Origin of the sequence: Fictibacillus phosphorivorans (assembly GCF_001619875.1) — a bacterium.
Classification (GTDB): domain Bacteria; phylum Bacillota; class Bacilli; order Bacillales; family Fictibacillaceae; genus Fictibacillus; species Fictibacillus phosphorivorans_B.
Genome location: NZ_LRFC01000039.1, coordinates 53,758 through 72,250, shown reverse-complemented (window position 1 = coordinate 72,250; position 18,493 = coordinate 53,758). Strand labels below are relative to the sequence as shown.

23 protein-coding genes and 1 tRNA gene are annotated in these 18,493 nt (G+C 37.1%); 14 read left to right on the top strand and 10 right to left on the bottom strand.

Features of this window, described 5'->3' with window-relative positions; all coding sequences use genetic code 11:
• Positions 1–163: 163 nt before the first annotated feature.
• Positions 164–1,132, bottom strand: coding sequence for a CsxC family protein (locus AWM68_RS20325; protein ID WP_066245922.1), 969 nt, complete (start codon positions 1,130–1,132; stop codon positions 164–166).
• Between the two features lie 157 nt (positions 1,133–1,289).
• The gene (locus AWM68_RS20320) at positions 1,290–2,081 is read right to left on the bottom strand and encodes a CsxC family protein (protein ID WP_066245920.1); all 792 of its coding nucleotides are present in this window, start codon (positions 2,079–2,081) and stop codon (positions 1,290–1,292) included.
• A gap of 403 nt (positions 2,082–2,484) precedes the next feature.
• Between AWM68_RS20320 and AWM68_RS21615 the strand changes: the two genes are divergently transcribed.
• Positions 2,485–2,760 (top strand): hypothetical protein, encoded by a 276-nt coding sequence (locus AWM68_RS21615; protein ID WP_156488488.1) that lies wholly within the window; start codon positions 2,485–2,487, stop codon positions 2,758–2,760.
• Positions 2,761–2,930: 170 nt separating this feature from the next.
• Here AWM68_RS21615 and AWM68_RS21610 read toward each other — a convergent pair whose 3' ends face one another.
• Positions 2,931–3,083, bottom strand: a complete 153-nt coding sequence (locus AWM68_RS21610; RefSeq protein ID WP_156488487.1) for a hypothetical protein — start codon at positions 3,081–3,083, stop codon at positions 2,931–2,933.
• On the bottom strand, positions 3,080–4,111 hold the full coding sequence (locus AWM68_RS20310) for a hypothetical protein (RefSeq protein WP_066245917.1): 1,032 nt from the start codon (positions 4,109–4,111) through the stop codon (positions 3,080–3,082). Before AWM68_RS20310 ends, AWM68_RS21610 begins: the two co-directional genes overlap by 4 nt.
• A 120-nt stretch (positions 4,112–4,231) precedes the next feature.
• Here AWM68_RS20310 and AWM68_RS20305 point away from each other — a divergent pair, with 120 nt between their 5' ends.
• The 5 genes from AWM68_RS20305 (at position 4,232) to AWM68_RS20285 (ending at position 8,127) form a co-directional block, all read left to right on the top strand.
• Entirely contained in the window at positions 4,232–5,380 is a 1,149-nt protein-coding gene (locus AWM68_RS20305; RefSeq protein ID WP_066245916.1) for a hypothetical protein, read from the top strand.
• A gap of 134 nt (positions 5,381–5,514) precedes the next feature.
• Complete coding sequence (locus AWM68_RS20300) at positions 5,515–6,405, top strand: hypothetical protein (protein WP_066245914.1); 891 nt, start codon at positions 5,515–5,517, stop codon at positions 6,403–6,405.
• A 62-nt stretch (positions 6,406–6,467) separates the two neighbouring features.
• Positions 6,468–6,740, top strand: a complete 273-nt coding sequence (locus AWM68_RS21605; RefSeq protein ID WP_156488486.1) for a hypothetical protein — start codon at positions 6,468–6,470, stop codon at positions 6,738–6,740.
• Positions 6,741–6,855: 115 nt separating this feature from the next.
• Complete coding sequence (locus tag AWM68_RS20290; RefSeq protein ID WP_066245911.1) at positions 6,856–7,083, top strand: hypothetical protein; 228 nt, start codon at positions 6,856–6,858, stop codon at positions 7,081–7,083.
• Between the two features lie 138 nt (positions 7,084–7,221).
• Positions 7,222–8,127 (top strand): MBL fold metallo-hydrolase, encoded by a 906-nt coding sequence (locus AWM68_RS20285; protein WP_066245910.1) that lies wholly within the window; start codon positions 7,222–7,224, stop codon positions 8,125–8,127.
• On the opposite strand, the gene AWM68_RS20280 is transcribed toward AWM68_RS20285, so the two are convergent.
• From AWM68_RS20280 to AWM68_RS20265, 4 genes are all read right to left on the bottom strand, one after another.
• Complete coding sequence (locus AWM68_RS20280; RefSeq protein ID WP_066245908.1) at positions 8,108–8,803, bottom strand: DUF421 domain-containing protein; 696 nt, start codon at positions 8,801–8,803, stop codon at positions 8,108–8,110. The two genes, AWM68_RS20285 and AWM68_RS20280, sit on opposite strands and share 20 nt — an antisense overlap.
• Before the next feature lie 84 nt (positions 8,804–8,887).
• On the bottom strand, positions 8,888–9,325 hold the full coding sequence (locus AWM68_RS20275) for a GNAT family N-acetyltransferase (RefSeq protein WP_066245906.1): 438 nt from the start codon (positions 9,323–9,325) through the stop codon (positions 8,888–8,890).
• Positions 9,326–9,330: 5 nt separating this feature from the next.
• Positions 9,331–9,846, bottom strand: a complete 516-nt coding sequence (locus AWM68_RS20270) for a YjcG family protein (RefSeq protein WP_066245904.1) — start codon at positions 9,844–9,846, stop codon at positions 9,331–9,333.
• Between the two features lie 59 nt (positions 9,847–9,905).
• On the bottom strand, positions 9,906–10,637 hold the full coding sequence (locus tag AWM68_RS20265) for an alpha/beta hydrolase (protein ID WP_066245902.1): 732 nt from the start codon (positions 10,635–10,637) through the stop codon (positions 9,906–9,908).
• 143 nt (positions 10,638–10,780) lie between these two features.
• Here AWM68_RS20265 and AWM68_RS20260 point away from each other — a divergent pair, with 143 nt between their 5' ends.
• The 5 genes from AWM68_RS20260 to AWM68_RS20240 all read left to right on the top strand — a co-directional run bounded on the left by AWM68_RS20260 (position 10,781) and on the right by AWM68_RS20240 (position 14,251).
• Complete coding sequence (locus AWM68_RS20260; protein ID WP_066245900.1) at positions 10,781–11,338, top strand: phosphatidylglycerophosphatase A family protein; 558 nt, start codon at positions 10,781–10,783, stop codon at positions 11,336–11,338.
• A 300-nt stretch (positions 11,339–11,638) separates the two neighbouring features.
• A tRNA-Val gene (locus tag AWM68_RS20255) sits at positions 11,639–11,713 on the top strand.
• Positions 11,714–11,951: 238 nt separating this feature from the next.
• The gene (locus tag AWM68_RS20250) at positions 11,952–12,404 is read left to right on the top strand and encodes a CotD family spore coat protein (RefSeq protein WP_231868472.1); all 453 of its coding nucleotides are present in this window, start codon (positions 11,952–11,954) and stop codon (positions 12,402–12,404) included.
• Positions 12,405–12,522: 118 nt separating this feature from the next.
• A complete protein-coding gene (locus tag AWM68_RS20245; protein ID WP_066245898.1) occupies positions 12,523–13,269 on the top strand; it encodes an SDR family NAD(P)-dependent oxidoreductase in 747 nt (248 codons plus the stop codon).
• Positions 13,270–13,360: 91 nt separating this feature from the next.
• Positions 13,361–14,251, top strand: coding sequence for a cation diffusion facilitator family transporter (locus AWM68_RS20240; RefSeq protein WP_066245896.1), 891 nt, complete (start codon positions 13,361–13,363; stop codon positions 14,249–14,251).
• On the opposite strand, the gene AWM68_RS20235 is transcribed toward AWM68_RS20240, so the two are convergent.
• Both AWM68_RS20235 and AWM68_RS20230 read right to left on the bottom strand, forming a co-directional pair.
• Entirely contained in the window at positions 14,248–14,607 is a 360-nt protein-coding gene (locus tag AWM68_RS20235) for a VOC family protein (RefSeq protein ID WP_066245894.1), read from the bottom strand. The genes AWM68_RS20240 and AWM68_RS20235 overlap by 4 nt on opposite strands.
• A 5-nt stretch (positions 14,608–14,612) precedes the next feature.
• Positions 14,613–15,347 carry a sulfite exporter TauE/SafE family protein gene (locus AWM68_RS20230; protein ID WP_066245892.1) on the bottom strand — a complete coding sequence of 245 codons (735 nt, stop codon included), beginning with the start codon at positions 15,345–15,347 and terminating at the stop codon, positions 14,613–14,615.
• A 121-nt stretch (positions 15,348–15,468) separates the two neighbouring features.
• On the opposite strand from AWM68_RS20230, the gene AWM68_RS20225 reads away from it, so the two are divergent.
• The 3 genes from AWM68_RS20225 to AWM68_RS20215 all read left to right on the top strand — a co-directional run bounded on the left by AWM68_RS20225 (position 15,469) and on the right by AWM68_RS20215 (position 18,376).
• Positions 15,469–16,338, top strand: a complete 870-nt coding sequence (locus AWM68_RS20225; protein WP_066245890.1) for a LysR family transcriptional regulator — start codon at positions 15,469–15,471, stop codon at positions 16,336–16,338.
• Between the two features lie 69 nt (positions 16,339–16,407).
• The gene (dapD, locus tag AWM68_RS20220) at positions 16,408–17,124 is read left to right on the top strand and encodes a 2,3,4,5-tetrahydropyridine-2,6-dicarboxylate N-acetyltransferase (RefSeq protein ID WP_066245888.1); all 717 of its coding nucleotides are present in this window, start codon (positions 16,408–16,410) and stop codon (positions 17,122–17,124) included.
• 124 nt (positions 17,125–17,248) lie between these two features.
• Complete coding sequence (locus AWM68_RS20215; protein WP_066245886.1) at positions 17,249–18,376, top strand: N-acetyldiaminopimelate deacetylase; 1,128 nt, start codon at positions 17,249–17,251, stop codon at positions 18,374–18,376.
• Positions 18,377–18,493: the final 117 nt, after the last annotated feature.

Genomic DNA, 18,493 nt, shown 5'->3' with positions numbered 1-18,493 from the left:
ATACCTACTTGTACAAAAAAGGGCAAATTCCTAACTTTAAGAGCTCATTATCTAGTACGGTCTCTAGTGTTGGTAATTCATCTTATAAATTTGTTTTAAAAAGCATCAATAGTAAAAAAAAAGCCGCAAATGGCAGCTTTTTTTGGTTAAATTTAGAGTTCTATTAATCAAGTAAAACAAGTTGTTTTTGGAGTAATTTAAGAGTTAAGTCTAACACCATTTTCTCTGACAGCTCTGTAAATGTACATTCTCTCGTTAACGGTTTTGAATTGCATTTTTTACACAGGCATTTTGTACATGTTTCACATTTTTTGGGTTTTTCCTGACTGCAATGAGGACACTTAGCGGGTTTTGTAAATATATCAGCAGAAAAGAAATCATTACTTAATAATGATGTTGATCTGCCACTTTTATTTTTGTTATTGCTGCACATTCTGCAAGGTACTTTCTTACATGTGATACATTTGATTACTCTGCACTCTTTTTCAAATGGAATGTGTTCAATATGACATTTACGGTCGATGGATTCATCAAACTCAGTTATATCAGAACGGACGATCTCACAAAAGGGGAGTTCATTAAAAAATTCTGTGCTATGCTGATGAAATTGAGACAAATCGTTAGAAAGTAAACGATCTTTTTCGGCGTAACCTTTTCCAAGTGGCTGAGAGGTGAAGTATCCAAATTCATCCCTCGTGTCTAAAAAGGGCCCTACAGGCGGTCTTTGAAAACTTTCAATTTGCACAACACAATCGAAAGGGACTTCCACCGTTAATGATTTTATCGTAGACAATATTTCTTTTTCGCAGTCAACTTTTGGATTGGCTGCATATTGAATATTTTTGCGTACAAACCCACTCAGAAATAGATTACCTGATGTAGTGCTGCCTTTAGGTTGAACGAGACGACACTGGGTAATGAAGACCTTTTTTTTAATCTGTTTAATTTCGAGAACATTTTCCCCTTTTGGAAATTCAATTTTTGCATGCATTGGTATTTGTACAGTGAATTTTTGCAGCAAGACAGGAACCATAATTATTGTTCCATCAGCTGGAGTGGCAGATGGGAAAGGATCAATGATGGCTTTACAAACATTCATGGATGTTGTTCTGGGAAAGGGATTTACACTCAATATTTCTCCTCCTTAATTTATAGTCGCATTTTATATTATTCTACTTTCCTGTAACTGTATGGACGAATATCCTTTGCCTGGCCAAATAGAAGCAAGCCTTTTTAAGACAAAAAAAAAGAGCCCAAAGGCCCTTATATATTTAAATCTTATTAGCAGATTATAGATCTACTACTGGTCCTAAAGAAGCAACGCGAACTTGTTGATTTTGCAAAAGTTTAAGTGTTAAATCTAATACCATTTTTTCAGAAAGACGAGTAAACGTACCTTCTCCAACAATTGCTTGGCTTCCTGTTCCGCCTGTTAAAGGGACACGGTCTAACGACTCGTCAATTTCAATAATATCAGCTTGGATAAGCTCGCAGAACGGCATCTCGTTGAAAAATTGAGTACTGATCTGATGGAATTGAGAGAGGTCTGTACCTTCTAAGCGATCTTTCGCAGCGAAATTCATATTATTTGGAAGAGGTTGAGAAATCAAGTAACCGAAATCAGCTCTTTCATCAGTAAAAGGTCCAACTGGAAGGTTTAGGAAACCTTCTACTCTAGCTACACAGCTCCAAGGAACTTCTACCGTCAATGAATTAATTGGGGATAGAATTTCACCTTGAGCATCCACTGTTGGATTAGCAGCATATTGAATATTTTTGCGGACAAAGCCACTGAGAAAAACCTTACCGATAAAAGTATTAGGATCAGTTCCTGGAGCAGGTGGGCGATTAAGCAACTTGCATTGTGTCACGAAGGTCTTTTTACCGATTGTTTTCACCTCAAGAACGGATTGACCAGCTGGAAAGTCAATCTCAGCATGCATCGGAATCTGAACTTGAATTTCTTGCAAGACCACAGGAACTTTAATAATTGGTGTTCCTGCTGGAATTGGAGTCGGTGTCACATTAGTAGCATCACAAGTCTCTGTTGACGTTGTACGTGGAAATGGGTTTACAGACATTTATTTTCCTCCTATTATTTAGGTATTTCGGAAGCAGATTCATCTTGCTCCCTTATATAGAAGATGCATTTTCACTTGAATTGAGACGGCGAATTATCCATGTCTTTAGCCTTTTTTTAGTACAATCTTTTTCATTTTTATTAAGCTTGTGAATGCATAAAATCAAACAAAATAAAAAGAGCTCAAGGCTCTTTTTAAATTGGTTAGTGACTAGACAAAGTGATTTCTCACTGTAAATGTTATCGTATTTGTCATTTCGTTATCTTCCGCACCAAGGACAATCCTTATCTTTAATGACACATAAAATTTCAACACATTCTATAGATTCACAATGACATTCTTTTTCACAATGGTGATGATTTTCCCCACATTTAGTAAACAGTGTTTTTGGTTTCCAAGAGTCATGTTTTTTATTACAGTGGCAATCATGATGTTTATTCCAATCATGCTTTTTATTACAGTGACAATCATGATGTTTATTCCAGTCATGTTTTTTATTACAGTGGCAATCATGATGTTTATTCCAGTCATGTTTTTTATTACAGTGACAATCATGATGTTTATTCCAATCATGTTTTTTATTACAGTGACAATCATGATGTTTATTCCAATCATGTTCCTTATTACAGTGACAATCATGATGTTTATTCCAATCATGATGTGTATTCCTTCTTCTTAACATACATCTTACACCCCCTTTATTTTCCGGGTAGGTTGTCCTCTCGATATTACATTAGATGAAAAGATGGAGAGAAAGGTAACGGCAGCAATCATGTTTCTTTATAAAAAGGCTATTTATAGTTAAATTTTTTTACTGCAAATAAAAAAAGCCGCACAATCGCAGCTTTCTTAATTATTCTTATTTGGTTTCCACTTTACTTTTCCACAGGAGCTGCAGCCTTTTTTTACTTGCTGGCTAAAAAGAGTTTTGTTTTTTGCAGAAGCTTTAGATTTATTAGCTTTAATTTCATTAAAAAGTTGCTGAACATCATCCTTATTCACTTTCCATCTCTCCTCTGTTTGAATAACTTGGTGTCATCGCTAGTATATTCTCGATTTAAAGACGAAGTGTGCTCTTTTGAATGAAATGGACTGATGACTGATGTTTTATGTGAGTCGGATTGACTTTGGCTGAATGGATGTATCGGTCGAGATTTATTTTGTATGGCAGAATTAAAAGGATTAAATGGCTTCGATTTTCTGTTGTTTAACAAGCCAGGATCATAAGGCTTAGGAACATCATTTGTTATTAACGAACCAGATGCAGAAAATTGCCTGATTTGTGGAACAGCTATTTTTTGTCCTAATACCTTTTTGCTATTTGGCTGATTCACCATTTTTTGCTCATGTTCATTTGTTTCTCTACCAATGGATGAAGTTGTAACTGTGTCAGAATCAGGAGTAGCTGCTGAAACGTTTGCAGTCTTTGTTTTATAATCTGTAAGTTGAATAGATGCAAAGCGGTCATTTATTTTATCCAATACCTTTTCAACACATGTTATATAGGTAGACTCTGAAATAGAAGTTAATGCTTCAAAATGTGATCTCAAGAATGTTTGAATAATTAAATAACTAATCCATTCTGTGGCTTGTTTATCAAATGATGGTTGAACAGCTAGAAACAGTGGACCGTCCTTTCTTTTTAATGTTATTCCTTTATGAATGGCGGTCTGAACAGTAGACCGTAGATTTGTAGCTGGATTGAGATAATAAAGTTTTTGATCAGGCGTTTTTAATGCTAAAGGCATGGGATGGTTCTCGTGAAAATCCACATAAAACCTCTGATCACATTTTTCACGATCATCCGTAGTAATTGTAATTCCGGTATGATGTAAAAGTTGATTAAGCTCTTTCACTTTTTGTTGTGTTAGGCCATGGATTCCTAACATAAATGTGGAGAGAGCACCTGAAATTTCTTTACCTTCTTCAGAAATCCGCAACCCCCAATACGGTAATAACAGACTGATAGCTTCATATTCTAATGGTGTCACATCACATACTTTATGATTGTTATACCACAATGTTTTCATATTGGTTCCTCCCTGAACTGTTGTCTATAAAAATAGGCAGTCGTACTTGTGTCATAACCCACTCTATTCCCATAGTATGTATGGAATCTTCAGATCATGATGAGGAAAGGAAGGGAAACAATGGGAAACAATCATAAACACTTGCAGGATGAGTGTATCCGCGTACAGAAAGTTTACGACTGGGTGACGGATGCACTAAGCGTAAGAAAAACTGTTTCTTTTACTCCTGAACAAATTGCAAAAATAGAAGATGCTTTAGATGATCCTAGACGTCGCCCGTTAAGAATCATTACAAAAGTACCTAAAACACCACCAGCATTCCCGCTTTCAAACGAAACACATGATGAATGTGCTGAACATTTTCTATGCGAACAAGTAGGAGAAAAGAGAGATGTAACCGTTGCACTTAACGGTGGGTTTGCAGATGCACAGCTAGTTGAACTCCTGTTTACAACTGATATTAAGGTGAAAGTTGTGGACCGAAACGGAGAAGAAGTAACAGAACTATTGGTAAACGCTTCTGTATTTGAATCTTTTGTACTGTGCTTTCCAGACGGAACAGACCTATTCTGCCGTATTACAAAAATCTTAGCCCGTGTGCCATCTGGTACTGTTTTGTTGAACAGTCCAGCACCTAGATCTTTTCCATTAGATATTACTTTCTGCGTCGACATCCAAGTTGAAGCTGAAGTAAAACTAGAGGTATTAGCTAAATTCTGTTCACCTCGTGAAAATGATTTAGAAGCAGAAGAAACGATAAATGAAATGTGCCCGACGGTAACGTTCCCGGAACAATGCCCTGACATATTTCCCAGGCCCGATTGTGTGTGCAAAGCAGAAGGAGAGGCAAGCGGATTAACTAGCGAGTCAAGTGGGGCAACTGAAACTGGCCGTGCATCAATATTAGTTGATATTTGTCCGAATTTCCAGTTAGTTAACAGTAAATTCTTGCTGAACTTTAATGATACTGACACATCTGATGGTGAAAGAGACTTTAGTTTTACAGCAACAGAATTTAACCAAGAGTCATTATGCTGCGATAAATTCATGGGTGGAAAGAAATTAACGATTTCCGGAAAAGGAAAAATTAATAACCATCATAAAAAAGGAGAAAAACTTGACTTTAATTTAGCTCTAGTTGACACTCCAAATGGCAGTTTGTTCGAGGTTGAATTGATTAATTCACATGGCAAGAAAGTATTTACAACAGGAACTGTCACAGTTGATAACGGTGAAATTTCTGTTGAAAATTGCTTGCAGCACCATTAAATACAAAAGATCTGAAGAGTAAAAAGGACCGCTGGGAAACCAGTTGGTCCTTTTTGTTAGAGAAAAAAAAGTGAACGATTGGATAGGGGTTACATACAATAAGGAAAGAGCCTAATTTGCAAGGGGGAAGATGCATGGGGACAAAGGATAAATTAAGCTATGAGCGGCTCATATCAAGGGTAGAATATTATAAAGAAAAAGCACTAGATTTAGAAAAAAAGCTAGTCTTTGCTGAGGAAACCATCGAACGGTTAGAGAATGAAACAAATAAGGATAACTTCCTTCAACAAATCGAAGAAAAGGAAAAAGAGCTTCAGAACCTACGCACTCACGTAGAGGAGCTTACAAAAAAGCTGAATCGATTAGAAGAACATGAAATGGAAAAACGTATTCAAGGTTACGAAGAATTATTAAAAAGTATTCAAGACGAAATAAATGATAAGGATCAGCAAATCGATCTTTATCAGCAGCGTATTAAAAGTATGGAAAAACGAATAAATATTAATCGAACATCTGAGCCTGTTTTTGAAGAATTTCCACAGGAGGATTCTAAGTCTGAACCAATGAAAAAGCTAGGCTTGAATTGTATGAGCTATTTCGATTATTCGGTTATTTATACAAAAGATAAAAATGGTTTTGTGCGAGGCTCATTTTATCTTGAGAATATAGGAACAGAAACATTAGAGAACCCCTATATCTGCTTTCGGTTCCAACCTGCTGAAACTTGTGCCTTAAAGGGAAAGATTGTCTCATTAATTACTTCTCCTTCACAAGATGAAATGCTACAATCCATCTGGATGTTTATGGATAATGAATGGGCAGAAAAAGCAAAAGAACGTGGAGAGATGTGGATCTGCCCCCTGCGTGAAACAAAATTCAACAGCGGTGATAAGCTTTCGCTGGATGATTTCCAGATTCCTTTTAAAAGCAGTATAGATAAAAATATTACGGTGGAAGCCTTTGTATATTTTAATAAACAAAATTATCGAGCTAAAGCTGTAAACCATATAGCAATCAATTTTTAGTGAGATGCCTATAACCAACTCGATAGACATGCATAAGATGTACTATACGAGGAGGTTGAAACATGGAAGATTGTTATTTTTGTAAAAAGAAGAAGAAAAGGAAGAAAATTTATGCTGATAAAGTGATCATCAAAGCAGATAAAGTAATAATACATGAGAAGAAGAATCATTGTGAATCTTCTAGCTCTAGCTCTAGTTCAAGTTCAAGTTCAAGACATGAATCCAGTCATAAAAAGCATGAATCTTCATCAAGTCATAAACATCATGAATCTTCTTCTAGTTCTAGTTCTAGCTCAAGCTCGAACCACGGCTGTTTTTATGACCCGTGGGAATAAGCAATCCAACGTGTTTTATTTGAGCACTCTTGATCAAGAGTGTTCTTTTTTTGATATCCATTAGAAGGATAAGGGTATGTAATAACAGAATAGATGATAAAAGGAGATGTTGCATATGGGATATATTTTACCGTATATACCGATTCAGCGAATGCAATATGCTAGTCGAATGGAAAAACCAGAACAAGGTCTACCGGTCGTATCGTATGTACCTCCTATTCAAAATAACAATGTTCATACATTTAATCACAGTAAGAAGCTAGACATAGAAAAACAGAGACGGTTTGATCAAATTCTTAGTGAAATAGAAGGAAAAGGATTATTTTTAAACGAAACCATTTAGTAGGTTTCTTTTTTTTTGATCTATCAACAAACATAGTTGCTGCTGAAGCAGTTGACTTTTGTTACTGGCTGACTGCATTCCTTACAGTACTAAAAAATTGCAGCCTAGTTTTTTTATGAATGAATGGGAGTGTTAAATATGGAATTTCAAGAGATAGCAGCCGGGTGCTATTATTTTAATAGCGCTGTAAATATAGGTTATATTGTAAATGAAGATAAAAACAAGGGGATGTTGATTGATGCAGGTTTAGAACCATCTGCTGCCAAAAAAGCGGTTCAGCATCTTAAGAGTGAGAATCTGCCTCTTACTCATCTTTTTATTACGCATGCGCACGCAGATCATTTTGGTGGAGCTCAATATATTCAAAGAAATTTTAACATACATACGATTGCCCCTTCATTAGAAGAAGCGATCATGAGAAACCCGATTCTAGAACCTATCTATTTATTTAACGGGAACTCCCCTTTAAGAGAGATGAGAAATAAATTTTTAGAAGCTCCCTCAATAGTGGTGGATGAAATCTGCACAGAAGGAATTTGGAAGAGTTCATTTCCACTTGAATTCATTGAATTAAAAGGGCACAGTCATAACCAATATGGAGTACTGTATAAAGGCATTCTTTATGCGGCAGACGCATTCTTAGGAATTGATGTACTAGAAAAACATAAGATTCCTTTTATCGTAGATGCAAAAGAAAATCAGAAGACATTACTAAAATTAAAAAACATGAATGTTGAAGGAATGGTTCCTGGTCATGGGAAATTCACCAAGAAGTATCTGGAAGTCCTTCAAGCAAATATGGATGTTCATGAAAAAATAGCCTATGAAGTTCATTCTATCATTGTGGATTCTGGAGAGTCTGGAATATCTTTTGAGAACCTAATAGCGAAAATGCTAACACAACACAACATTCAGCCTGCTAACATTGGAATGTATACTCTTTTTAGAACAGCTGTTTCAGCCTATTTTATACAGCTAAAAGAAGAAGGAAAAGCGATGTATAAGATATGGGAAGGAAAGCCAGTTATTTTTTCTGATCATTAAAAGGCATCAATAATAGTTTTCCTTCTGACATTTCGGCGTAAACCACTTCTTCAACGGAAGAATAACCATGTTTATGAAGTTGTTCCATTAATTTTTTCTTAGAGATACCTGCCGTTGAAAGATTATCGTGATTAAGTTCGCCATCTAAGATCAATGTTACAGGCAATTCTGGCTGCTGCTGGCTATGCAAGTTCAGATCTTGTCTGTTTGGAGGACCATATTGATATTTTGGCAGGATACTAAGTGACCCATTTGATTCTAAAATGGCATATTCAACTTCTCTTAAACCAAAGTAGCCTTTTTGTCGTACAAGGTTTTGTAGCTGGTTAATATCGAGCTTGCTTTTTTTTAGCATGTATCGATCAATGATGCCCTTCCGAATAACTATTGTAGGTGCTCCCTCAAGAAATTTGCGAGTACCTTTAAATTTTTGTGAGATGATTTCAACTACGTAAATCATTGTTCCCCAAATCAAAATAGCATATAGGATAACAAAAATTGAAGTTTCGTCATCATACATGGCATTGCCTACTAATTCACCTAAAAAGATAGATGAAATGAAATCGAAAGGTGTAATTTGAGAGATTTGCGTTTTACCAAGAATTTTCGTGAGTAAAAAAAGTGCAACAAAGCCTACGACTAATTCGGTCGTTAATTGTCCAACATGAATGTCCATCAACCATTGTCTCCTCATAAAATACGTATTACTGTACAGTTTTGACGAGAATAGTTTTTTATAAACGAAAAAGTATTGAATTCGTCACGTTGACGGCTTCAATACTTTTTTCATTGCGACATGAGGTATGTTGGCATCTAAAAAAGGTTCTTTAGAAGTGGTGTTATACCCGAGTTTTTTATAAAAGTCTTCCGCTTGAGTTTGTGCATATAATATAGTGCTGGAAAAAGATCGTTTGAGAGCAGTTTCTTCCATTGCCTTCATCAATTTTTCTCCTAAACCTTTTTTACGATAGGAAGAAAGGACGCAAACTCGTTCCACTTTTCCTTCACCATTTACTTCACGAAGCCTGGCTGCTGCTACGGGAATACCGTTATCGTAAAGAACAAAGTGAAGAGATGCATCTTCATTTCCATCAATTTCTTCACTTTCATCAATTTGCTGTTCACGAACAAATACATCTCTTCTAACAGCCAGAGCATCTTGAAAGCCATGTTCGTTCGTTGTAAATGTCTTAATCAATCTGTTTAAACTCCTTTTCCAAGTCGAAATGTTTCATATACTGTCCAAGAGCCGTTATCCAGTTGGTACAGCAATTGAAAACGATCAATTTTTTCTTCATGTACAATATCAATCATGCGCAGACGTTCTAATACATCAGAATGTTCTTCATCTGAAAGTTTTTGCCCCAATGTCAGATGAGGTACGAAATTGTAAGGTTGCTGATGTTCGAGTGGACCCGAATAGAGCTGATCATGCAGGGCCTTAATTTCAGTACCTTCGCTGATTTTTAAGTAAATGGCATTGTTAACAGGATGAAATGAACCAACTTTATTGATTGAAATTGTAAAAGGATCCATGCTTTTTGCGACAGAAGAAATATATGAGATTTGTTCTTGAAGTTCTTCTTCAGTTGCTTCATAAGGCTCCTTAAGCGTTATATGAGGCGCGATAAGGGCATAATGCGGGTCATACCGTTTTCGGTAGGAATTCACTTTATCTTGTAGATTTTTTGATGGAAAAATAGCAATACCATATTTCATAATTCTTCCTCCCTCATCTTTTGAACTAGTATACCAAATATTCTATTTATTTCCCACAGTTAGTGATTGTTGTAAAGAAACATTAACGCAGGAACTAAATCTTTTTGCCAGTTTACCCAAAGGTGATTTCCTTGAAACTCTGTGTATTCATAATCCAGAGCCAATTGATCCAACAAGTTTTTTATCTTCCTATTTGGAGTTAAAAAGTCACGCGTGATGCCTTCTGGGTTTGTAAATTGATCTTCTTCGTCTCCAATCGAATGGTAGATGGTTAAGGTTTGCATCTGTTCGATCGCCTCAACCGTCTCTATGAGGCTTTCAGGCACATAAGGGGATTGCAAGATAACTTTGCCAAACGTGTTTGGATACAAAAGGCTTAATTTAAATGCCACATATCCGCCTAATGAATCACCAATTAAGCCCATGCCAGCACCTAATTGAAGTGTGTTGAACTTTTCATTCAAGTAAGGTGTTAGTTCAAATGCCATAAATCGTATATAGTTTTCGTGTTTCTCACCTGCAGGATCGTATTTAGCTTTTCGGTCTGTTATCCCTTTATGATTAACACCTACAATAATGCAGCTTTGCATTTGATCTTCTTCCATCAGTCTATCAGCGGTCTTTGCCAGCTTTCCTAGTTGGAAGTAATCTCTACCATCTTGTGCTATGAGAATAGGATATTTAACAAGCGGAGTAAACCTTGAAGGAAGATAAATCAACAAGTCAATCTCTTCATCTAAGTAATTGCTATAAATTTTATCATCTGTAATAGAACCCTTAAGTATGGCCATAATTAGAACCCCTTTACTGACAGTAATCATGTATTATAAGCGTTTTCATTCAACTCGTATAATTGTAACACATAATGATATAATGAAAGAATCAATACGAATAACAGCCCATACAGTGAACATAAAAAATGAGGTGAAGTCTGTTGAAAAATAGAGTGCACAGTCGTGAAGTTGAAGCAGCTGCAAGAAGACTGCTGAATGAAAGAGGCGTCACCATACCAGAGATCGCAGACATTGTTTACGAAATGCAGATTCCGTTTTCACCAGGTCTTACTAAAGAAGAGTGTATTGAAAGCGTAGATGCCGTTCTAATGAAACGGGAGATCCAGCATGCCATTTTAGTAGGTGTAGAGCTTGATATGTTGGCTGAACAAAAAAAGCTTTCCGAACCTTTGCAGAGCATTGTGGAACAGGACGAAGGATTGTTCGGCGTAGATGAAACCATTGCGTTAGGTGCTGTATTTGGTTACGGAAGCATAGCTGTTACAACATTTGGACATCTGGATAAATTTAAGATGGGAATTATTCAAAAGCTTGATACGAAAATAGCAAATGGAAAAGTGCACACTTTCTTAGACGATCTAGTTGCAAGTATTGCAGCAAATGCTTCAAGCCGGTTAGCACACAGACTTCGGGATAAACAAGAGCGTTTAACAGCTGAAGAAATCGCACAGCATGAGAATGAAGAGAAGATTGGATAATAGATTATAGGAAGAAGCCTCCGATTAGTGGAGGCTTTTAGTGCGGAAAGAGCAGCAGCTGTCGAACGGCCTATAAAAAGAATTAAAGGCCTATAAATCTTTTTTTAGGGCCGATAAAACTTCATATGGGCCTATAATCTAATTTGGAGGGCCTATAACTCTTTCATAAAGGCCAATAAATTAATTTTAAGGCTTATAAATCATAAGCAGGGAACATAATCTATTTAAAAAATGATTGACAGAGAAATAAGGGTGTCGTATATTTTAAAATATCATAAACGATTGCTAGAAAACATTTAAGACCTGTTAGCTCAGTGGGAGAGCACTTCCTTGACAGGGAAGGGGTCGGGGGTTCAAGTCCCTCACAGGTCACCACTACAAACATACATACGAGACTTCTTATCTACTAGATAAGAAGTTTTTTAGTTTTTTTAACCCCTCTATAGCTGGTCTTGTGAGGATTCGTTGTCTATATACCCCACTCAGTATAAGTGGTAACCCGTCTTCATATCCGAAATTTGCACCTTTATTCAAAATTGGACGAACTTTTTAAGTCGTCCTACATAAAATATAGAGAAATATGATTTATGGTTTTTGAAAGGAGAACACTTTTTTGGGTTTATTTAAACGCCCTGGTATTTTTGCTAAAAAGGGAATGGGTATGCCTGCAGCTGGTGCAATGGGAATGGGACCAACTATGGGTGCCATGGGACAGATGGGTCCAGTTATGGGAGCTATGTCTCAGCCGCAGATGGGTGGCTATGGTTATCCACAAGCTCTACCATCTCAATATTATCCTCCACAAGTTTTGCCTGCGCAATATAGTCCTACTAATCAACAAGTTCAATATAATCAGCAGGATGTATATGTTCCGATGATCCATCCAACTCAAACAACACAAGTAAATCAGATGAACTATAAATATGTCCATTATTTTCCACAAAATACAAACGTCCTAAACCAAGCAACGCAGCAAAATATTTTGGGAACAACTCAACCTATGCTACCCCCGTGTCCTTGTCCGCCACCATGCCCTCCGCCATGTGGTCCATGGCGCAAGAAGTAATGTTTAAGCTGTCGACATTGTCGGCAGTTTTCTTTTTTCTTCTAATTTTAAGTTTTGAGAGTGAACAAAGTTAGGGAATAAATATAGAAATACATATTGAATGATGGAGGTTTTAAACATGAGTAATGAAGATAAAATTGTAATCGTAACTGGCGCTGCCAACGGAATTGGAAAACAAATAGCAATTGATTTTGCAAAAGCAGGGTGGATTCCATCATTGGTTGACTACAATGAAAATGAACTAGAGTCGACTTTAGCAGAAGTCCGTAACATACAACAAAAGGCAATCGGTATAACCTGCGACGTAAAAGATCCTAAAGATATCATAAAAGCTGTGACAAAAACACATGATAAACTAGGTAAAATTAATTGTTTGATTAATAATGCAGGCCTTTCTAAATGGAAATCACCCTATGAATTAACTGTTGAAGAATGGGATGAGATCATAAACACGAATTTAAGAAGCGTCTTCTTGTTTTCTAGAGAAACTGGTAAATATATGTCTCAAACTGGGGGCGGATCTATCATTAATATGGCATCGACCAGAGCTTCGATGTCTGAGCCGAATTCTGAAGCTTATGCTGCAACAAAAGGGGGGATTGTGGCACTTACACATGCTCTTGCAGCTTCATTCACGGACGATTTTATTACTGTTAACAGTATAAGCCCTGGCTGGATCCATACAGGTGATTATAAAGAGCTTAGAGAAATTGATCATGATCAGCATCTATCTAAAAGAGTAGGAGTTCCATCTGATATTTCGAGAGCTTGTTTATTCCTTGCTCAAAGTGATAATAATTTTATCACAGGGGAGAACATTACAATTGATGGCGGAATGACTAGGAAAATGATATACGAGCATTAATGTTTCCTATAGGGAAAAAGATTGCTCTAGACCCACCCGGAAACCATTCTTTATGATGTAAAAGGTATCATTGAACGAAGGAGAATAGAGAATGCAATCTGATCAGCAAAAAAGAGTGGAACGCGGTGTTTATATTAGTTTAGGAGCATATATTTTTCTTTCTATCGTTAAACTGGTGTCAGGCTTCATATACCAATCTGATGCCTTAGTAGCTGACGGATTGAATAATGCGACAGATATTATTGCTTCCATAGCAGTATTGATTGGTCTTAAAATTTCAAAAAAACCAGCAGATGAAGATCATCCTTATGGTCATCTGCGCGCGGAAACGATTGCTTCTATGGTAGCTTCTTTCATCATGGTGGTTATCGGAATAGAAGTACTGATCTCATCTATTAAAAAAATGTTTCAAGGAGTAGAAACCGAGCCTTCTTTAATAGCAGCAATCATTGCCTTATTCGGTGCAGCGGTTATGCTTATTGTCTATTTTTATAACATTAAAGTTGCGAAAGAAACAAATAGCCAAGGGTTAAAAGCAGCAGCATTAGATAACCGTTCCGATGCTTTTGTAAGTATTGGAGCAGCTGTTGGAATATTTGGGGCGCAAATCGGATTACCATGGCTAGATCCAGCAGCTGCGGTGTTAGTGGGGATTATTATAATTAAGACGGGTTGGGAAATTTTTTCCGAAACGTCTCATAACCTCTCTGACGGTTTTGATTATGAAGAAGGAAAAGAAATGGAGCACAAAATTCTTGATGTAGAAGGCGTTGAGAATGTTGGTGATCTAAAAGCACGCAAACACGGTAATCGAGCGATCATTGATGTTACGATAAAAGTTGACCCTTCTTTAAACGTTGTAGAAAGCCACGAAATTACAGAGAAAATAGAAGATACCATTAAAGAGGCCTATAATGTTGAAAGTATACAAATTCATGTTGAACCAGAAGACGGAAAAGAAAATGGGAAACCTATAGCTTAAGCATGCTCAATAAATTCAATTCGATTTCCGAACGGATCACGGATGGTGAAGCGATCAAAACCCGGAATTGGGAGTTCTTCTTGAATCTGTATGTTATGAAAAATAAGATGGTCACGCAATTCTTGAAGACACTCCACAAGAAAAGCGGGATGATGTTTACCTTTTCCAATCTGGTCTTCAACACCTATATGGAGCTCTTGATTACCGATTTGAAACCACATGCCGCCATTTTTTTGAAGAGATTTTGGTTTTGTTATTTCTTTGAGCTGCAAGATTCCTTGATAAAAATGTTTTGCTTCCTCTTCTTTATTGTGAGGAATACATAATTGAATGTGATGGATCCCATTGATTTTCATTTTTTTTACCCCCACTGGATGATTAATTGAAGGATGAGCATAACAGTTACAGTCCTCATTAGGATTGTAACTTGTTTTGTTTTTAAGTGTGGTGCTAATTTAATGGCAGCTTGTGCACCGCATATACTGCCGATCGTTAATGGAATAGCCACTCCCCACATATAGTGACCAGCCCACAAATAGGTAAATACAGCGCCTGTGCAGCTTAAGAATGTGTTGAAGCGAGTAAACGATAGCGTTCGAATATATGTAAACCCATTTCGCAAAAAAAGCTGCATCTGCATGGTTCCTTGACCAGGACCAAACATACCGTCATATGCCCCGATTCCAAAAAGGTATGGATACTTTCTTGGAGAAAGCTGTTTGGTTTCAATTTCTGGTTGCACATCTTTCTTCGTCTTGATAAACGTTAAAAACAATGCTCCTGTTAACAACACCAGGGCAATGATCGTTAAGTGTTCCCTCGAGATTGCTGATGCTATTAATCCTCCACATATCCCTCCAGCTAAACTTATGGAACCGGTAATAAAGTAAGGAGCAAGCTTCGTATCATTTCTTCTGAGCAGAACGAAAAAGCTAGAAAAAGAACTAAACATATTTGCAAACTTATTAGCAGCAATTGCTGAGTGAACAGGAACCCCTAACAACAGCATAATAGGAAAATTAATCATACCTCCGCTACCTGAAAGCGTACCTACAAAAGTAGCTGCAAATCCGACCAATATAAGTATATACATCATGACCTCACGTCCTTTCATTTCTGCTTACATATATATCCTATGTTACGGTATACTTAAATTAAATTACATAAAATGAACAATGTTTAATAAGTAATACTTATCGTTCTAAAAAGGAGTGCATATGCAGTTATCAGAGTTTCGAATTTTAAAAGTGCTTGCCGAAGAATTAAATATGAGGAAAGCATCCGAAAGGCTGTATGTTTCACAGCCTGCTCTAAGTCAGCGGTTACAATCTATTGAAAATAACTGGGGGACAATTATTTTTGTTCGATCACAAAAGGGGTTAAATTTAACTCCTGCGGGTGAAAAGATAATCTCGTTTGTTTCAGAAGTTCTTCAAAAAGAAGAAACGGTAAAAGAGGAGCTTCAATCGCTTTCTGAACATGTTCATGGAACGCTGAAACTTGCTGTTGCGTCCATTATTGGACAATACTGGCTTCCGCATGTTTTAAAAGAATATGTTAATCTCTATCCGCATGTAAACATATCTCTAATAACGGGTTGGAGTTCAGAAATTATAAAGCACTTGTACGAAGATAAAATACATCTTGGAATAGTAAGAGGCAATCCCGAATGGCGAGGCAGCAAGGATCATATTCTTTCTGATCATTTGTATTTGGTTGACACAACGATTTCTTCATTAGACGAATTAGCAGAGACTTCTAAGCCTTTCATTCAATTTAAAAGCCATTCTACCTATTACCAAGAAATCCAGGACTGGTGGCACTCTCATTTTAAAACAACACCTCAAAAAACAATTGTCGTAGACCAAATTGAAACGTGCAAACAAATGGCGCTGAATGGAATCGGTTATGCGATACTGCCGTCTATCAGCCTCAGACCAGAGGATGATGTTTTTAAGATCCCATTAACTGATAAAAGGGGTAACGCGATTAAGCGAGATACATGGCTGATTCATCATGGAACGGGTTCTGAACTAAAACAAGTGAATGCATTTATGGATTTAATCCGAAAATTAACGAATGAATAAGGTTTGAATCTTTCTAAATTTAGTGGTTTAATACAATACAGAAAGACTTTTAAGGAGGAACTAACAAACATGAAAATGATGGATGCAAACGAAATTATCTCTTTTATTCAAAACTCAACAAAATCAACCCCTGTAAAAGTATATGTTAAAGGAAATCTTGAAAACATTGACTTTGGTAAAGAAACAAAAGTGTTCCCTTCAGGCAATACAGCTGTATTGTTTGGTGAGTGGAAAGAGATCGAAGCTGCGATACGCGAAAACGAAAGCAACATTGAAGACTATGTGATCGAAAACGATCGCCGCAACTCTGCGATTCCTCTATTAGATATGAAAAACATCAAAGCGCGTATTGAACCAGGTGCGATTATTCGTGATCAAGTTGAAATTGGTGATAATGCTGTTATCATGATGGGTGCTTCTATTAATATCGGTTCAGTAATTGGTGAAGGTACGATGATCGATATGAACGTTGTACTTGGTGGACGAGCTACAGTAGGTAAGAACTGCCACATCGGCGCAGGGACAGTACTTGCTGGAGTAATTGAGCCGCCATCTGCTAAGCCAGTAGTCGTTGAAGATGATGTCGTAATCGGTGCAAACGCTGTTGTTTTAGAAGGTGTTACAGTAGGTAAAGGTGCTGTAGTTGCTGCAGGAGCAATTGTCATTGAAGATGTAGAGCCTTACACCGTTGTCGGCGGAACACCAGCACGTGTTCTAAAAAAGATCGACGAAAAAACAAAATCAAAAACAGAAATCAGACAAGAGCTTCGTCAGTTAAACGACTAATCAGTTAATTTCAAGCAGAGATTAATGTATTGAGCTGATCTGAGATTATTGGGTCTAATTTAAAATTATTGAGTCTGATTTGAGATTATTGAGTCTTTTGACAAACATAAGGGGATGAAAGAAGATGAAACCATTAATTGAGATTAGAAAAGACCTTCACCGAATTCCGGAGTTGGGCTTTCAAGAATTTAAAACTCAAAGTTATCTTCTAAATCTCATCTCCACACTTCCACAGGATCATCTTGAAGTTCATCCTTGGGAAACAGGAATTTTCGTAAAAGTGAAAGGAAAGCGTCCTGCTAAAACAATAGCCTATCGAACGGATATAGATGGACTCCCAATCATTGAAGAAACGGATTATGAATTTTCTTCTGTTCATGAAGGCATGATGCATGCGTGCGGCCATGATATTCATATGACAATCGCAATCGGCTTATTGTCTCATTTTGCGGCTGACCCTATAGATGACAATCTGTTATTTATTTTTCAGCCTGCTGAAGAAGGACCCGGTGGAGCTCTTCCGATGCGCGAGAGTGAACTGTTCCAACAATTTAAACCTGACTTGATTACAGCCCTGCACATTGCACCTGAATATCCGGTAGGTACGATAGGTGTTAAAGAAGGTTTATTATTCGCTAATACTTCAGAACTTTTTATAGACCTTATCGGCAAGGGCGGACATGCAGCATACCCACACCATAGCAATGATATGGTTGTCGCTGCCAGCCATCTTGTAACACAATTGCAAACCATTGTTGCCCGTAACTTAGATCCATTAGATTCAGCAGTTGTCACGATTGGCAAAATTACCGGTGGAACAAAACAAAACATCATCGCCGAACGAGCACGTCTAGAGGGAACAATCAGAACGTTGTCTCCTGAGGCGATGCTTAAGGTGAAAAATCGAATAGAGGCACTTATCCAAGGAATCAAAAGTGGATTTGAGTGTGAAGCGGTTATTGATTATGGATCGAATTACAGACAAGTAGACAATGAACCAGCGTTAACTCGGGAGTTTATGGAATTTGCTGAAAAGAGTAATGGTGTAGAAGTTATTGAATGCAAAGAAGCTATGACAGGGGAAGACTATGGATATTTTTTAGAAAAAATTCCTGGTTTCATGTTCTGGCTGGGTGTTGACACACCGTATGGCCTTCATCATTCAAAACTAAAGCCTCAAGAAGAAGCTATTCAGCATGCAGTAGACCTATTAATTCAATACCTCACTTATAAAGGAAAAAGAAATAAGTAGAAAAAACGGCCATTGCGGCCGTTTTTTTTTACGTTGAAGTAAAAAAGTGGACATTTATAACACAGAGGAGTCACCTCATAGGTTCATTACATATTACCTTCATGAGTTGGAAACATT